At 31.6% G+C, this 17,382-nt stretch carries 15 protein-coding genes; 4 read left to right on the top strand and 11 right to left on the bottom strand.

Annotation, left to right across the window (positions count from 1 at the left end; all coding sequences use genetic code 11):
- The first annotated feature begins 3 nt into the window (after nt 1-3).
- Nucleotides 4-1,110 (top strand): lipid-A-disaccharide synthase, encoded by a 1,107-nt coding sequence (gene lpxB, locus QYS47_RS13685; protein WP_308356135.1) that lies wholly within the window; start codon nt 4-6, stop codon nt 1,108-1,110.
- Here the strand turns inward: lpxB and fmt are convergent.
- The 3 genes from fmt to QYS47_RS13670 all read right to left on the bottom strand — a co-directional run bounded on the left by fmt (nt 1,105) and on the right by QYS47_RS13670 (nt 4,094).
- Complete coding sequence (gene fmt, locus QYS47_RS13680; RefSeq protein ID WP_322346765.1) at nt 1,105-2,022, bottom strand: methionyl-tRNA formyltransferase; 918 nt, start codon at nt 2,020-2,022, stop codon at nt 1,105-1,107. The two genes, lpxB and fmt, sit on opposite strands and share 6 nt — an antisense overlap.
- A gap of 74 nt (nt 2,023-2,096) precedes the next feature.
- Nucleotides 2,097-3,722 (bottom strand): ATP-binding protein, encoded by a 1,626-nt coding sequence (locus QYS47_RS13675; protein WP_322346764.1) that lies wholly within the window; start codon nt 3,720-3,722, stop codon nt 2,097-2,099.
- Between the two features lie 222 nt (nt 3,723-3,944).
- On the bottom strand, nt 3,945-4,094 hold the full coding sequence (locus QYS47_RS13670) for a hypothetical protein (RefSeq protein WP_302123917.1): 150 nt from the start codon (nt 4,092-4,094) through the stop codon (nt 3,945-3,947).
- A 602-nt stretch (nt 4,095-4,696) separates the two neighbouring features.
- Here QYS47_RS13670 and QYS47_RS13665 point away from each other — a divergent pair.
- A complete protein-coding gene (locus QYS47_RS13665; RefSeq protein ID WP_322346763.1) occupies nt 4,697-5,776 on the top strand; it encodes a hypothetical protein in 1,080 nt (359 codons plus the stop codon).
- 37 nt (nt 5,777-5,813) lie between these two features.
- Here the strand turns inward: QYS47_RS13665 and kbl are convergent, their stop codons facing one another.
- Entirely contained in the window at nt 5,814-7,001 is a 1,188-nt protein-coding gene (gene kbl / locus QYS47_RS13660) for a glycine C-acetyltransferase (protein WP_308356139.1), read from the bottom strand.
- 285 nt (nt 7,002-7,286) lie between these two features.
- On the opposite strand from kbl, the gene QYS47_RS13655 reads away from it, so the two are divergent.
- On the top strand, nt 7,287-8,744 hold the full coding sequence (locus QYS47_RS13655; RefSeq protein ID WP_322346760.1) for a PAS domain-containing sensor histidine kinase: 1,458 nt from the start codon (nt 7,287-7,289) through the stop codon (nt 8,742-8,744).
- A gap of 53 nt (nt 8,745-8,797) precedes the next feature.
- Here QYS47_RS13655 and QYS47_RS13650 read toward each other — a convergent pair whose 3' ends face one another.
- The 7 genes from QYS47_RS13650 to proS form a co-directional block, all read right to left on the bottom strand.
- Nucleotides 8,798-9,388, bottom strand: coding sequence for an outer membrane beta-barrel protein (locus QYS47_RS13650; protein WP_302123928.1), 591 nt, complete (start codon nt 9,386-9,388; stop codon nt 8,798-8,800).
- Nucleotides 9,389-9,523: 135 nt separating this feature from the next.
- Nucleotides 9,524-10,552, bottom strand: a complete 1,029-nt coding sequence (locus QYS47_RS13645; protein ID WP_322346758.1) for a DUF6588 family protein — start codon at nt 10,550-10,552, stop codon at nt 9,524-9,526.
- A gap of 68 nt (nt 10,553-10,620) precedes the next feature.
- Nucleotides 10,621-11,694 carry a glycosyltransferase gene (locus QYS47_RS13640; protein ID WP_322346757.1) on the bottom strand — a complete coding sequence of 358 codons (1,074 nt, stop codon included), beginning with the start codon at nt 11,692-11,694 and terminating at the stop codon, nt 10,621-10,623.
- Nucleotides 11,687-12,601 carry a PhzF family phenazine biosynthesis protein gene (locus tag QYS47_RS13635; protein ID WP_322346756.1) on the bottom strand — a complete coding sequence of 305 codons (915 nt, stop codon included), beginning with the start codon at nt 12,599-12,601 and terminating at the stop codon, nt 11,687-11,689. Before QYS47_RS13635 ends, QYS47_RS13640 begins: the two co-directional genes overlap by 8 nt.
- Nucleotides 12,602-12,716: 115 nt before the next feature.
- Nucleotides 12,717-13,727, bottom strand: a complete 1,011-nt coding sequence (gene floA, locus QYS47_RS13630) for a flotillin-like protein FloA (protein WP_308356144.1) — start codon at nt 13,725-13,727, stop codon at nt 12,717-12,719.
- A 1-nt stretch (nt 13,728) separates the two neighbouring features.
- On the bottom strand, nt 13,729-14,190 hold the full coding sequence (locus QYS47_RS13625) for an NfeD family protein (protein ID WP_322346755.1): 462 nt from the start codon (nt 14,188-14,190) through the stop codon (nt 13,729-13,731).
- Between the two features lie 31 nt (nt 14,191-14,221).
- Entirely contained in the window at nt 14,222-15,700 is a 1,479-nt protein-coding gene (proS, locus tag QYS47_RS13620) for a proline--tRNA ligase (protein WP_322346754.1), read from the bottom strand.
- 15 nt (nt 15,701-15,715) lie between these two features.
- On the opposite strand from proS, the gene QYS47_RS13615 reads away from it, so the two are divergent.
- Nucleotides 15,716-17,290 (top strand): hypothetical protein, encoded by a 1,575-nt coding sequence (locus QYS47_RS13615; RefSeq protein WP_322346753.1) that lies wholly within the window; start codon nt 15,716-15,718, stop codon nt 17,288-17,290.
- The last annotated feature ends 92 nt before the right edge of the window (nt 17,291-17,382 follow it).

Here is a 17,382-nt window from a genome sequence, read left to right as displayed (position 1 = left end):
ATTATGAAGTATTACATAATAGCAGGGGAGCGGTCTGGAGATTTACATGGAGGAAACTTAATTCAAGCCCTCAAATCAATTGATACTAATTCTGACGTTCGTTGCTGGGGCGGAGATAAAATGCAAAAAGCTGGAGGGGATTTAGTAGTCCATTATAAAGAAATGGCCTATATGGGTTTCTGGGAGGTACTTAAAAATTATGGTAAAATCAGTAAGAAGATTCAATTCTGTAAAAAGGATTTGCTGGATTATAAACCAGATGCCTTAATTCTTATTGATTATGCTGGCTTTAATATGCGAATTGCCAAATTTGCCAAAGAAAATAATATTGCGGTTCATTATTATATTTCCCCAAAAATATGGGCCTGGAATCAAAAAAGAGCTTTTAACATTAAGCGCAATGTTGACCATATGTACGTAATTCTTCCTTTCGAAAAGGAATTTTACAAACGTTTTCATTTTGATGTTGATTATGTAGGCAATCCTCTTTTAGATGCTATTAGAGCTTTTGAGCCCAATCCTGAGTTTAAATATAGAAATAAGGAAGTGATAGCAGTTTTACCAGGTAGCAGAGAGCAGGAGGTTTTACATATGCTTGCTAACCTTAAGGAGGTCACAAAAAAATTCCCTAAAGAGCAATTTGTAATTGCTGGTGTTAATAATCTGGATTCAGAATTATATGGAAATGTAGAAAATGAAGCAAACATTGATATATTATTTGAACAAACCTATGACTTATTAAGTCATGCAAAAGCTGCGATTGTGACATCTGGTACCGCAACTCTTGAAACTGCTTTATTTAAAGTGCCTCAAGTAGTCGTTTATAAAGCAGGTAAGATCTCCTTTGCAATTGCGAAGAGAGTAGTTAAAGTAAAGTTTATATCTCTGGTAAACCTTATCATGGGTAAGGAGGTAGTTAAAGAGTTAATTCAGGAGGATTTTACGGTAGAAAAAATTGCAAATGAATTACAAATGATATTACCTCAAGGTGAAAAATTTAAAAAGCAAAAAACTGAATATGAAGAACTGAGAAGTATTCTAGGTTCTGAAAATACTTCTCAGAATACAGCTGAGTTAATCATTAAAAATATCCAGCAAGATTCTTTATAATTTATTTCCTCTGAAAAAATCAGCGGTTGGCATCTTCTTTTTACCTTCAGGTTGAATATTCTCTAATGAAATAATACCAGGATTACATTGAATATGTAAATAGCTTTTATGATCGCTTATAATCTCTCCGATATTTCCCGTCTTATTTTTATCAACTATTGAAGAGGAATGAATTTTATATTTTTTATCATTTAAAATTGCCCATGCACTAGGAAAAGGATTTAATCCCCGGATGTAGTTGTAGAGTTTTTCTGCTGGCTGATCCCATTTCAATTCAGTATTTTCTTTGAATAATTTAGGAGCATGCTTCAATTTTTGATTCTCATCTTGCGGAGTAAGCGCATAATCATCATTTTCGATAGCCTGAACCGTTTTTAATACTAGATCAGCTCCCTTTTTCATAAGTCTTTCGTAAACTTCTCCCGTGGTATCCATATCTGAAATAGATTCTTTTTCTTGCATAATTATGCTCCCCGTATCTATTTCATGTTTTAAAAAGAATGTAGTTAAACCAGTTTCTTTTTCTCCATTCATAACCGCCCAATGGATAGGAGCTGCTCCTCTATATTGCGGTAGGAGGGATGCATGTAAATTAAATGTACCAATTTCAGGCATTGACCAAACGGCTTCTGGAAGCATCCTAAAAGCAACTACTACTTGTAGATTAGCATTCAAGTCTTTAAGTTCTTTTTGAAAGTTCGGGTCTTTTAAATTGGTAGGCTGTAATATTTTTAAACCTACAGACTGTGCATATTCCTTCACTGGAGAAATTGACATTTTTTGACCTCTACCTTTAGGCTTATCTGGAGCAGTAATTACTGCTGCTATATCATATTTATTTTCAACTAATATTTTTAATGAAGGTACCGCAAAATCAGGAGTACCCATATATACAATTCTTAATTTATTCATATCGCAAAGATAGGAATGTAGATATGAATTATTAAGAGTAACTTGTGATTAAGTTAAAATTGGAGGAGTAAATTTTAAGCAAGTTTGCTTTTGTAATTTTGACTTTTAATGTTTTCTTCCACCTCTTTTACAGGGATATTCATGACAACATTAATACCTTGTCCAGGTTTTGAATTAAAATAAACAGCACCATTAATAGTATTAATACGAGCGTATATACTTCTCATACCTAAGCCTGAATCTACAACATTTTGTACATCAAATCCTTTACCATCATCCTCATAAAACAAATTAATTTCATCATCTACCAAGCTTATTTGAATAGAAATCTGTTGAGCTTCAGCATGTTTAATAGTATTATTAATTAATTCTAAAACTATATGGTAGATATTTCTTTCTATTTCCAGACTCAAGCGTTTTTGCAAGCCATATATTGATAGGTCAGCCTTAATCTTTTCAGCTTCGTTAATGGTTCTTACTATATCTTTAAGTGCAGTTTCAAGACCAAAACGACTCAGCATATCAGTAGAAAGATTATGTGAGATTTCTCGAGTCTCCTTTATTGCTTCGTTTATGTTGTCTAATAGTTTAGATTTTAAGGTTTCCCCATTGCCGTTCTGATCAGATTGAAACAATAGTTTTATGGAAGACAATCGAGCACCCAATCTATCATGCAAATCGCTAGCAATTCTATTTCTCTCTTCCTCCTGTCCATGCATCATAGCATTGAGCTCTTTTAATTCCTGTTCTGTCTTCATGTTTGCAATTTCCTCATTCTTCAATTTTTTAAGGTAATCTTGCTTTTGAAGGAAGAACCATATAGTAGATATGACCAATAATACTAAGAAGAAACTGAGGCCAAGGAATAAATTTTTCTGAAAGTTTTTCTGCTCAATAGCCTTTTGCTGTTCTTTAATTTCAGCTTCTTTTAATTCAGTTTCGTATTTAGTCTCGAGGTTTTTAACCTCTTTCATTCTCTCAGTACTGTATAAGGAATCCCGTAATTTATTAAATTTTTCAAAATAATATGAAGCTTCATTTACTTCCCCTAATTGCATTTTAGACTTGACAATATTTGAATATAGGTGCATTTTTCTGTTTTCATCTCCTATATTTATTGCTATTTCTAAACTTTCTTCAAAAAGATTTAAAGCTTCATCTGCTTTTTTTAATTTGAGCAAAACAACACCAACCGCCATTAGTTCTTCTGATATTGTATATTTATTATTAGTTCTTCTTGCAAATGTTAATGACTTTTGATAGTTGCTTAAGGAAGCATTCAAATTTTCATTTTGCTCATATAATAATCCTAAATTATGATGTAGGCTCGATAATCTAGCTGTATCTTTTAAATCTTTAAAAACCTTTAATGAATTTAAATAATAATAAATTGCGGAGTCATTATTAGAATAAGTGGTATCATTTGAAGAGTAAATGGTACCAATATTCATATTTAAAATTGCATTTAATTTACTGTCATCATTTTCTATTAATCTTAACGCTTCCTGATAATATGATAAAGACAAATCTACGTTAGTTGAATTATAATAATTAGCAAGATTAATATAGTTGATTACTAGACCTCGTTTATAATTAATTTTTTTATTTAATTCAATTGCATCATAAAAATAAGAAAGTGCTTTTTCCTTATTATTAAGGTTTTTATGATTTAACCCCTGATAATTATATGTTTTTGCCAAATTTTGCGAATCTTTTTTAAGCAAAAAATAGTTCTCTGCTTTCAAAAAATAGACAATAGACGAATCAAATTGCTCAATGGAATGAAATTTTTTTCCAATATCGTAATATTCTTTTTCCTTATTATTTTGAGAATAAAGTTTTGTGCTAATTATGATTATTAAAAAAAAAATAAAAATGAACCTCATATACTAAAATTAGAATAATGAGGTTAAAAAATAAAATTATTCTGTAACATCCTCAGTTTTTTGTGTATTACATCCATCAGTACATTCAGTAGTATCAAAATTTGGTTCTTCGATTAATTCACAAGCTGAGAATGTAAATATTGAAGCTAATATTAATGCGTATTTGATTGTTTTTAAAGTCTTCATAATCCTATTGTTTTGTGTTGTTAATGATTTTACAATATTAGGACTATTTAACTAATTGGGAAACACTAGTTTAGAGGTTATTTAAATTATTATTTGGGCTTATATTTATTACCTATTCTTATTCTATCCAATAAAAAAGGGGTGAAATTAAAATAAAAATGGGGTTTTTAATCGACTTTAATCTTTATAATAAAATAATAATGTAGATTTTTAAATTGTTGAAAATCAATGGTAAAGCTGGGTTTTAACTATTTCTTAGGCTTTTCATTAGTATTATATCATCAGATCAAAATCAAATTTTAACCACCAAATTGAAATAGAACTACCCCTAAAATAGTTTAAAATACCCCATTTATGGTGTTTGACAGAAGTTCTCACTGTGCTACCTTTGAAATGTCGTTAATCAATTATGCTTTAGGCATTCAACCAAGACCTTTAATTATATAGCGACATCACCCGATAAGATGGGACATATTAAAAGTGATAGATAACTTCTCCCCTATTGTTGTTAAGATATCATTTGTTCCATCTTAGAGGGTTTTTTTAGCTTTAATAAAAAATATACATATGTAGTATAGGGGCTATCATTAAAACCGCATAAGATGACATACTCCAGTACTACATCCATAAAGAGTACCTTTCTAGCCAAGCATCATCTATTGCAAAAGAAAATGAATCCTGCATTAAAAATGCTTGCTGAAGTTACAGATTCTTCACGTTCATTTTTGGTATTATGGGATGAAGATTTCCAACAAATTTATTCTGTTGAAAAAGATCAACATACTGAAATAACTTTAGATATAAATTCATTTAAGTCTAAAATAGCTCGATTACAACAAGAAGTTATATATGTGCCAGATTTTAAACTGCACACATTATTTAATAAAATTGATATTTTTAATGATTTTGAAGAGGGTAGACAATTACTTATTTATCCTTTAGTAGATGATGATCAGCAAATCAAGGGTATGCTAGGAATTATGTTGCCTGATCATCATAAAAATGATTTTGATCAATTATTTCAAAAGATGGAATCATTAGGAGAATATATTAATTCAATATTTCATTCCTATTTAGATGAACTAATTAATCATTCACTTTACCAATTGAATTTTGATAATTTACCCTCTTCTTTTTTTGAAGCAGAAATTAACCAGGATGCGGAAATATTAGATGTTAAATTTAGTAAGCACCTTATGAGAAAGCACCCCGCTTTTGAATTTGAGGAATCAAAAAGTAAAAGGCTCAGTAAGCTATTATGCATGCCTCTATCTGATTTTTATGAAAATATCAGACAAGTAGGAGGGGATCATAATATGGAATATGTTTATGGTTGTACTAACAAAACAATGGAGAAAAGATACTATTTGATTAAGCTTTATATCAAAAGAATTGAAGATGGCAGATTTAAATTCTTTGGAGTCCTTGAAGATTTCAATCTACAAAAGGCTTACTCTACTTTGCTTGATCAAATTATATTTGATATTTCCCATATCATGAGAAGACCTGTAGTAACTATGAAAGGTCTTACTAATTTAATTGACATTGAAAAATTCGATCGAAATGATCTTCAAGAAATATCTTCTAAAATTAAGACAGTTTCTGAAGAGATGGAAGATTATATAAGATCGATGTTTAGGATATATGAGGCCAAACAAGATTCCATATATCACTTAGGTTAATGATAAAACCGGAGCAATATTGCTCCGGTTTTTATACTTATATAATTCCTAATTCTTTTCCAACTCTTGTAAACGCATCAATTGCCATATCCAAATGTTCCTTTTCATGAGCTGCTGATAACTGCACTCTGATTCTTGCCTGCTCTTTTGGTACTACAGGATAGAAAAATCCAATGACATAAATTCCTTCTTCCAACAATCTGTCTGCAAATTTTTGTGATAATGCAGCATCATAAACCATAATAGGAACAATTGCTGAATCACCATCCTTTATATCAAAACCTGCGCTTTTAATGTTCTCTTTAAAGTAATTAACATTATTTTCTAACTTATCTCTAAGTTCAGTAGAGCTACTTAATAAATCAAAAACAGCTATAGATGCTCCTACAATTGCAGGAGCTAAGGAATTGGAGAATAAATAAGGTCTTGATTTTTGGCGTAGCATATCAATGATTTCTTTTCTACCAGAAGTAAATCCACCCATAGCACCGCCTAATGCTTTTCCTAAAGTACCAGTAATAATATCCACTCTACCCATAACATTGTTGAGTTCGTGGGTACCTCTACCTGTCTTACCAATAAAACCAGTAGCATGACAATCATCTACCATAACAAGGGCATCATATTTTTCAGCTAAATCGCAAATCTTATCTAATTGAGCCACATAGCCATCCATAGAGAATACACCGTCAGTCACTATAATTTTACTATTAGCTCCCTCAGCTTTCTTTAATTGCTCTTCTAAATCATCCATATCATTATTTTGGTAACGATATCTTGCCGCTTTACATAATCTCACACCATCAATAATTGAAGCGTGATTTAAAGAGTCGGATATGATAGCATCTTCCGGGCCTAAAATAGGTTCGAAAACTCCACCATTAGCGTCAAATGCTGCAGCATATAATATGGTATCTTCTGTGCCTAAGAAATCTGCTATTTTTTGCTCTAGTTCTTTATGGATATCTTGTGTACCGCAAATGAACCTTACCGAGGACATTCCAAATCCATGAGTATCTAAGGTTTTTTTTGCAGCTTCTAATACCTTTGGATGAGATGATAAACCTAAATAATTATTAGAACAAAAGTTTAGTACTTCTTTTCCAGTATCAGTTTTAATAGCTGCTCCCTGTGGAGTAGTAATAATTCTTTCCTTTTTATAAAGGCCATCTTTTTCTAGCTGTTCAAGTTCACCTTGTAATTTACTTTGAAGATTTCCGTACATATTGTTTTCTTTTTGACTTTAAGCAAAGATAAGTTTCATTGGATTATTCTCCAGTAAAACTTTAATAATAAAACTGTATTATTTATTCCTTTTTTTAATGTTTTCTGAATGTAAGCTAAGTGAAATTACAGTTTTTAATAACTGATCAATAAGTAATTCCACTTACTTTTATCTTAATAACCCAAATAAAAGGTACTATTTTTATTTTCAATTCAATTTATACAACTGTAATGTATTTCGATTAAGCCATTTTTTTATACTATGAATCGGGTATAAATTTGAAATATGATTGAACATTTAGACCATAAACTGATTAAGAATCTTAATGTTCCCTTTTCCGTAAATCAAGATATGGATAAGAGCTTTATCGCTTTTGCAGATGTTTTTGAAAATTGTAATGATCCAATGTTTATCATTGATCTGGATTCTTGCAAAATTTTAAAAATAAACGATGAATTTTTAAAAAATAAAGAAGTTTTATCTGATGCTTTAGATTATTTTAAAAATAAAGTTGAAGAGTTTGGACTCAATCAAACTATTAATTTTCAAGCTGATGGGTTTAAAATTTACTTTAATAAATTATATAATTCAGATGGTAAGGCTCTTGTACAAATATTAAATCTAGAAAAATTTAACCTAGAGAATAAAGCAACTAAATCAGAAAATCACTTTTTAGCCTCATTAAACAAAAACAAATTACTTAACAAAATCCCTAGTGGCATAATTTTCACCAATGATGATTTTGAATCCATTTGGTATAATGAAAGAATAAAACAGTTATTTGGTCGTGAGTTTGAAAATAGATTCAAGTTTATAGATGCCATTTATATTAAGGATATTTCTGCGTTTTGGAACAAAATTAATAAGCTTAAATCTGGCCTTCGGGAAATTAGTTTCTCTTGTGTCATCAGGAATTTTAGTAAATCAAAAGAAATATTCATTGATGCAACAGTTGTAAAAGTTGACTCAATTGAAAAATCGGATAATGGTTACGTTTTTATTCTAAAAGATGTAACTGAAAACATTCATTTTTCGGAAGAGATTACAAAACAGAATTTAGCTTTAAATCAGATTAACCACGAATTAGATAAGTTTTTGTACAGTGTATCTCATAACATACGAGGTCCTGTTGCTTCTTTAGAAGGACTATTGAAGGTAATTGAGATTTCAGACGTTCAAACAGTTAACGAACTTAAACATCATTTAAGATTGAATTTAAGGCTGTTAAATGGCTTTGTGAATGATATAAGTAATGTAGCAACAAATATTCATACACATGTTAATTTAAAAGAAGTTAACCTCAGAGATTTGGTTGAGCAATTAATATTATTTGTTAATAATATTTATAATCTTAAGCCAAAAGTAACACTAAATATACCTAATGATTATAGCATTAGAACTGATGATGATAGATTAGAAATTATCATTAAATACATACTTAAAAATAGTTTTCAATACAGAGATACAGGGAAAGATGCTTTTAAAATTGAGGTTTCTGTTACCCAAAATGAAGATTTCCATTTAATTGAAATTACTGATAATGGAATTGGAATCCCTGAAAAGGTTAAACCTCACATATTTGATATGTTCTATAGAGGAACAGAATTATCAAATGGAAATGGAATGGGTTTATATAACAGTAGAGAGATACTGAAAAAGATAGGAGGGACTATGAATGTGGAAAGTAAAGATAGAGAATGGACCACAACAAAAATTTACCTTCCAATCAATAATAAAGAATAAAGCCTCATCAAAATTAAGATGAGGCTTTATCAATATTCTATTTAAAATTAGTTTCAGAGAATATAATAAAGACCAAATGTAGGTGTGAAAGTATTTGGTCCTAAAACTATTTCATTTGATATAGCACTCGTATTGCTTCCTGCCGGTGTATTCGAAACTCTTCTATAAGTAAATAAATTCAATTCAAAATTGAAACCTATTTTAGATCCAGGTGTAAATAAAATTCCTGGATTTAGGTTAAATGAAAAAGTTGATAAATCATTTAGGTCTGTATTGCTATTACCAGTAATAGCATTTGATCCACCAAAGCCAAGTCCAATTCTTCCGGCTCCATAGAAAAATAAGCTTTCTCCTAATTCCATATAATATCGAGCTTCAGGACCTATCGAAAATGTATTAGTCCTTACAAAATCGTTAGCACCAATATTATTTCTTTGGGTATTGTACCCTAAAGTACCACCAAAAGAAATATTATCATTAATGAAATAATGAATATTGGGTGAAATCGTAATGCTTTGAATATCAGCATTATCAGAGCTTCTAAATTGAGCACTTCCGCCAATTAATAAGTTCCCAGAGCTGATTTGGGTATAGCCAGTATGTGCTATAACTATAAGGGCAATAATTAATAATTTACTTTTCATTTTAGTTGATTTTAAATTTCAGATGCAATTATAACTTAAAAAATATTCATTTAATTGTTAAACGTGTATTATGGTAATAAACAAAAAAGCTCAGATCAAAAATTTTGATCTGAGCTTTTTTGTTATTTTTTCTTTTTAACGGATATTTAATCCTAATCCAACAGATAAAGTGTTGTATTTTTGGATAGTATAATCAACATTTAAAGCTAAAACCCATAAAATTTTCACTCTAGCTCCAACAGTAAATCTTGGGCCACCAGCTCCATCGAAAGCAATGTCAACTGGATCAGTAACATCTATTTCTTCAGGAGTACCTTGGTTGAATACATAATCGCCTTTCATAGCGAAGTTAGAATTCACAATATTTACACCTAAACCAGCATAAGGAGTGAAGAATAATAATTTTTTAGAGATTATAGCTTGAACAGTAGTAGCACTCGCATTGAACTCAGCAAATTGATCAGCTGCTTGATCAATTTGGTAGGTAGTAGTAATTCTATTAAAGCCTACTAAAGCTGATAAATCAAACGGTAATAACTTCATTCCAGGAATCCACTGTTTGAAATCATGCTTAAAACCTAATCCGAATGATCTAAAACTTAAATCACCTACATTAACTTCAGGAGTTAATCTTAAGATTAAATCTGTATTCTTTACAATGCCAACACCTAACTGCACAGTAGGAGTTGGAACTGCTAAAGGGCCAGGTAAATCACTTAAACCGAAACCATCAGGTGCACCAATTGCTTGTTCGAAATCATAAGTTTGACCATCAATTTCTCTAGATCCAAAAATCTCTAATTGTGCTTCGGTAGATCCACCAGTAAAAGTAGGAAGCATATTATCAGATGAATTAATTAGTCTTAAATTATTATATTCAGAAGCAACAAATTCAAACTGAGAAGCGGCATCTGGTATTACAGCAAAATTCATATTCACAGTTAAATCAAAACCTAATGTTTTGTGTGGTTTTGCAGTATTGTACCAACCATTTGCTAATCCATTACCTAATGAAGCAGCGAATGGATTCATATAGTCTTTTAAATAAGTATTGGCATCACCTAAACTACTTTGAATCAAAGATTCAAATTCTTGAGCTTTAGTGGTTTGAATATTAGCAATACAAAAAATCGCTAATGAAAGTATTGTAATTATTCTTTTCATATTATTTAATTTTAGTAGAAACGTATGTAAAAGTATTGATTTTATATTTAAAAGTTAAATTTAGTTTATTAATCAAATAATTTCAGAAAGTTTTCAGTATTAGATTTGACAGAGTAGTGGTTTTGAATATACTTCCGTCCTCTTTTACCTAATTCATTTCTTAAGTCATTATTATCCAATAATTTTTTCAAACCATTTATCCATTCAGAATCATTTGAAGCTATTATACCAGCATTACTCTCCTCTAATATTTTTTGATTGACACCTACAGGAGAAGCAATGACAGCCTTATTTATACTCATATATTGAAGCATCTTAAAACCACATTTCCCTTTACTCCATATATCATCGGATAATGGCATAATTCCGATATCAATCTGATTCAAGTCTTCAATTTCAGAAGTTTTACTCCATTTTATAAATCGTATGTAATTGACATTAAAATCTGGCTTTTGGTTGGAAATAATTAATAACTCAAAGTCATAATTTTGATTAAGCTGATCTAAAATAGGAATTAGGGGAGATAGATATTGTAAGGTAGAATGTGTTCCAGTCCATCCAATAGTGATTTTTTCATTTTCTTTTTGGATTACTTTATTTTCATGATAGCCAGTGTCTATGGTTGTAGGATTTATAATTACATTTTGATTGTATCTTTTTGCATAATCAGCTAAATATTGATTCCCTGCACTTACCTTATAACTCCATTTACAAATACTTCTGACTTTTCTTTTCCATTTTAAAATTGCTTTTAAGGATCCTTTTTCGTTAGGATCATCTAACCAAATCGCATCATCAAAATCATAAATGATTTTCTTTTTCAGAATTTTAACGCTAAACCATTCAAAAAATGCAGGCCCTAGTGGAGATGCTTCCCTATGTATAAAAATTCGGTCATATTTTCTTATAAAAAATAAAAGTGCAATTCTCTTGAAATAAGATAATAGTATCCAAATTGACTTTTGGATTGAAGAACCATTTTTATATAAAATATTCCATGCTTTTATAGTAAGAAAGGGTGCAATGTCGTATTTGTAGCCATACGATTTTAAAATTTTGAAATATTGTTCAAATCTAAATCGCTGACTAGGAGCTTCATCAGTTGGGTAAGGACAAACAAATAATATTTGCTTTTTACTCATTTATCTGAGGTATAATGATTTCACCACTACCAACATGTACACATGACCCACCAACCAATACTTTTGAAATTTTACCTGCTTCTTGTACAATTTTCATTTTTATCTGACTAGGCCTTTGCATAGAATAGCCTTGTTCGCCTATTCTGATGGTACTCAAATCAGCCATATTGTAATTATGTAAATATGAAGCCAATGGGCCATGTGCACTACCCGTTGCAGGATCTTCAGGGACTCCTATATGTGGAGCAAACATTCTGCTGTAGGTCAAATTATTTTTATTAACTGTTTCTAATGAAAAAGCCATTACCCCTGTGATGAATATTTCATCCAAGATTTCGCTGAAAAGCTCATTATTTAACTTCATATTATCAATTGCAGCTTTTGATTTTATTGGGATAATTAGAAATGGATTACCACAATTGACAATTCTGCACGGAAAATCTTCTTCAATATCTTCTTCTTTAACAGAAATTAAAGATGATACTAATTTTTTATCTTTAAAGGTTTGTTCAAATTTCGGTAGCGGTTGTTCCATTAATATTTTCGAGATTTTACTCTCTTCTTTCTGGAACTGAACCTTTAAATCACCAATATTTTGTTCTAAAATTAGCTCTAAATCATTTTTAGGAATTATATCCTTTATTTTCAACAAATAGAATGCAGTTCCAATAGTAGGATGGCCAGCTGTTGGCAATTCCATACCTGGCGTAAAGATTCTCATTTTTACATCACCACCATGAGCAGGCTTATTCAAAAAAACTGATTCTGAAAGATTTAATTCTTTAGCAATTTTAAGCATCTGATCTGATGATAAATTATCGGCATCATCAAAAATAGCTAGAGGATTTCCTCCAAAAGGTTCAGATGTAAAAACATCAATTATTTGAAATTTTATAGTTTCGCTCATGCTCTAAATTAGTAAAAAAGATTGAACAAAATAACATAATGAAGTATCCGAAAAGCATAAAAAAGGCTCATTTTTTAAAAAAAAATGAGCCTTTAAATTAATTATTAATTATTGTTTATTTATCGTCTCCTTTTTTACCACCAGAAGATTTTTTTCCAGAACTAGTTCCTTTGTCATTACCAGAAATAGATTCTCTCATATCAGTATCAGCTTGAATATTCTGCATTCTGTAATAATCCATTATCCCAAGATTTCCACTTCTGAATGACTCTGCTATTGCTTGAGGTACTTCTGCTTCAGCTTGAATTACATTTGCTCTTGCTTCCTGAGCTTTAGCTCTCATTTCTTGTTCTTCGGCAACGGCCATAGCTCTTCTTTCCTCTGCTTTTGCCTCAGCAACTTTTAAGTCTGCTGATGCTTGGTCAGTTTGAAGTTTGGCGCCAATATTAGCTCCAACATCTACATCCGCAATATCAATTGAAAGTATTTCAAATGCAGTACCTGCATCTAAACCTCTTTGTAATACTAGTTTAGAAATCTTATCAGGGTTTTCTAATACATTTTTATGTGAGTTAGCAGAACCAATAGAAGTAACTATACCTTCACCTACTCGAGCTAAGATTGTATCTTCACCAGCACCCCCAACTAATTGTTGGATGTTTGCTCTGACGGTTACTCTTGCAATAGCAATTAATTGTATACCATCTGCAGCAACCGCTGCCACTTTAGGTGTTGTAATTACTTTCGGATTAACAGATATTTGAACAGCTTCAAATACATCTCTACCCGCAAGATCAATAGCGGTTGCCTGCTTAAACCCTAAAGTTATGTTTGCTTTATCTGCTGAAATCAATGCTTTAATTACATTAGGAACATTACCACCAGCCAGATAGTGTGTTTCTAATTCATTGGTAGTAACTTCTAAGCCTGCTTTTGTAGCGGTAATCATGGATTCCACTATAATTCTTGGCGGAACCTTTCTGATTCTCATAAAAACAAGCTCGAATAAACCTACTTTAACACCAGAAAATATCGCGGTTATCCATAGGTTGATAGGTACAAAATATAGGAATACAAAAAATAATACTATTCCTGCGATTACAATAAAGATTAATGATGTGTCCATATTATTTAATTGGTTCTACAAATATTCGTTTATGATCTATTTTTATAATTTGAATTTCTTGTCCTGCACCTATCCATTCCCCCTTACTTCTTACTTCGTAAACTTTACCAAATATTTCAGCTTTTCCAATAGGTTTTAAATCAGAAACAGTTTTACCTTTTTCGCCAACCTGAAAGGTATAAACATCTGAATCATTTACTTTGCTTTTAATACTAGATTTTAAAGAAAATCTATCCCAAGATGCTGATTTAAAACTAAAGATAATAGCTGCTAGAGTAACTACTCCAGTGATTCCAACTGTCCAATAACCAGCTATATTTCCATAATCATCAAAAACGATGAAGATACCCACTATGGTAAGTAAGAGACCTATCACTCCAACAAATGTAGTGCCTGGAACAAAAATAAGCTCAGCTATAATTAGTGCTAAACCAGCTAAAATAAGAAATATTATACCAACCATATGAAGCAAATAAAACTAAAAATAATTAAAATTAGTAAGCTTTTGCAAAAAGCACTCTTTTATTTGATGGTTTTCCAGTATAAATACATTTACCTGCTTCTTCTTCAGCATCAAGAGGAATACACCTGATAGTAGCCTTCGTCTCTTCTTTTATTTTTTCTTCTGTTTCAGCAGTTCCATCCCAATGAGCACTTACAAACCCACCTTTATTTTCAATAATATTTTTAAACTCTTCATATGTATCAACTTTTACTGTATTCTCAGTTCTAAAGTCTTTTGCTTTTTTGTAAATATTATTTTGAATTGCTTCTAAAGTATCCTCAATAATGGATTCAATACCTTCAATATTCACTGTATTCTTCTTTTTAGTATCTCTTCTAGCTAATTCAACAGTACCATTTTCTAAATCTCTCGGCCCAATCGCAATTCTTAAAGGCACTCCTTTCAATTCCCATTCTGCAAATTTAAATCCAGGCTTATGGGTATCTCTATTATCGAATTTTACAGTAATCCCTTTTTTCTTCAAGTTTTTTCTTAGCTTTTCTGCTACTTCAGCAATTCTGTTCTGATCTTCTTCTGATTTAAAGATAGGGACAATTACTACTTGAATTGGAGCTAATCTAGGAGGTAAGACAAGCCCGTCATCATCTGAGTGAGCCATTACTAATGCCCCCATTAATCTGGTACTAACGCCCCAGGAAGTTCCCCAAACATATTCTTGTTTTCCACCATCCTTTGTGGCAAATTTTACATCAAAAGCTTTAGCAAAATTCTGGCCTAAAAAGTGCGATGTTCCCGCTTGTAGTGCTTTTCCATCTTGCATAAGTCCTTCAATACAATACGTTTCTAGAGCCCCAGCAAATCTTTCACTTTCAGATTTCAATCCTTTTATTACTGGTAATGCCATGAATTCTTCAGCAAATTCAGCATAGATATTGATCATTCTTTCGGTTTCTTCAATAGCTTCTTGCTTAGTAGCATGAGCAGTGTGTCCTTCTTGCCAAAGAAATTCTGCTGTTCTAAGAAAAAGACGAGTACGCATTTCCCATCTTACTACATTTGCCCACTGATTGATTAAAAGAGGTAAATCACGATAGGATTGAATCCAATTTCTGAAAGTATTCCAAATGATAGTTTCAGAAGTTGGCCTAACAATTAGTTCTTCTTCTAGTTTTGCATCAGGATCTACAATAATGCCTTTTCCATTTTCATCATTTTTTAATCTATAATGAGTTACAACAGCACATTCTTTTGCAAATCCTTCTACATGGGCAGCTTCCTTACTTAAATACGATTTGGGAATAAAAAGTGGGAAATATGCATTTTGATGTCCCGTTTCTTTAAACATATCATCTAATTCTCTCTGCATTTTTTCCCAAATGGAAAAACCATAGGGCTTGATGATCATACTTCCTCTAACTGCTGAATTCTCAGCTAAATCCGCTCTTTTTACTAATTCGTTGTACCAAAGCGAGTAATCTTCACTTCTTTTTGGTAATCCTTTCGCCATTTTATATAATTTGGTATGAAGTTTGTATCACTATTTAATGTTAATTATCACAAAGAGATTTCATATATTGGAAATCAATTTGCGATGATAAACGTTGTAAAATTAGAAACATTAAATTATGTAGCCATGAAAACCTTAAGCTTTATACTATTTATTAGCATATTTTTTATGCCGAACATAGGTTTTTCTCAATCTGATTTAAAAGTTGAGAATGATGACCTTTATTTTAATTCCAAAGATAGAAAAGTATTGAATGAAAAGATTGCTTTGGAAGAGAAACGCAGAGCAGAGGAATTAAAAAAATCGGGCTATGATTATGATCAATTTGAATCGGATTCAGATTTTCGTGATTTAAAAAATAATGAAAAAGAAAATAATGCAGAGCTAAATCAAGCGCCACCAGTTGCTGAAAACACTGAGGAAGGCTGGTATTATGATGAAAGTGCAGCCAGACAAGGGAGAGACCCTCGTAATGGAAATGGCATTGCACAAACTCAAGTGTATAATTTCTATGGAGGAATGAATCCTTGGATGATGGGATGGAATGATCCTTGGATGTTCAATTCATGGGCTAATAGAGGGTTTTATGATCCATTTTTCTTCAGACCAGGCTTCAATGTAGGTTTTGGTTGGAATTCATGGGGTGGTTCTTATTGGTCTGTAGGATATGGAAGAGGTTTCTACGATCCATTTTTCTATGACCCATTCTGGGGTAATCCATATGCCTTTGGGAATCCATGGAGAAATCCTTACTGGGGAGGTAACTCTTTATGGGCTTATCATAATGGTTATAGAAATGGCTTCTACGATGGGTATTATACTGGCTTATATCAAAACAGATTTTATGGTGATTACAGCAATAACAGAAGAAATAGAACTTATACTAGTAGACCAAGAATTACTAGATCTGTAGATAATACAAGAATAGCAAGTACAAGAAGCAGAAATGTCAATACGTATAATGCAAGTAGAAATGTTGGTACAGAGAGAAGTAGAACTGCATTAAGAAGTACCAACACAGCTGATAGATCATCAAGATTAGCTGCAACTTCTGCAAGAACTGCAAGCAGTAGAGTTTCTACACCTAGAAGTTCAAATAATCCAGTTTACACTAGATCTTCTAGGACAGCTGAATATGCGAGAACTGCATCTGCTTCTGAAAGAGGAGCAAGAACTGCAGTTTACAACGGAGATAGAACTAGATCTTCTTATACGAGTGGTAGAACAGGTAGATCTAATAATGCTGTAGATAATTCAAGATACTACAATAGCTCTAGAACTAATAGAACTACATATTCTTCAGGAAGAAGTTCTAATCCTGATAGATCGAGTAGTTTCGGTTCCAGTTCCAGAAGTAGCAGTTCGTTTGGTAGATCTACTGGCGCAAGTAGAAGTAATTCTTCGTTTGGAAGATCATCCGGCTCAAGTAGAAGTTCTTCTTCATTTGGAAGATCATCATCTTCTTCTTCAAGATCAAGTAGCTCTTACAGCAGATCTTCATCAAGTAGTAGATCGTCTTCTAGCAGCAGATCCTCTAGTAGTAGTTCAAGGGGGAGCAGCTCTTCACGCGGTGGAAGAGGTGGTAGATAATATTAAAAAAGCATCCTGCTAAAGGGTGCTTTTTTTAAATTAACCGATTACTTTTCAGAGTATTTACAATACGACTACGTCTAAACTTCAAC

The organism is Marivirga arenosa (assembly GCF_030503875.2).
GTDB lineage: Bacteria > Bacteroidota > Bacteroidia > Cytophagales > Cyclobacteriaceae > Marivirga > Marivirga arenosa.
Note: the sequence above shows the minus strand (reverse complement) of the source record. Positions and strands in the feature narration are given on the sequence as shown.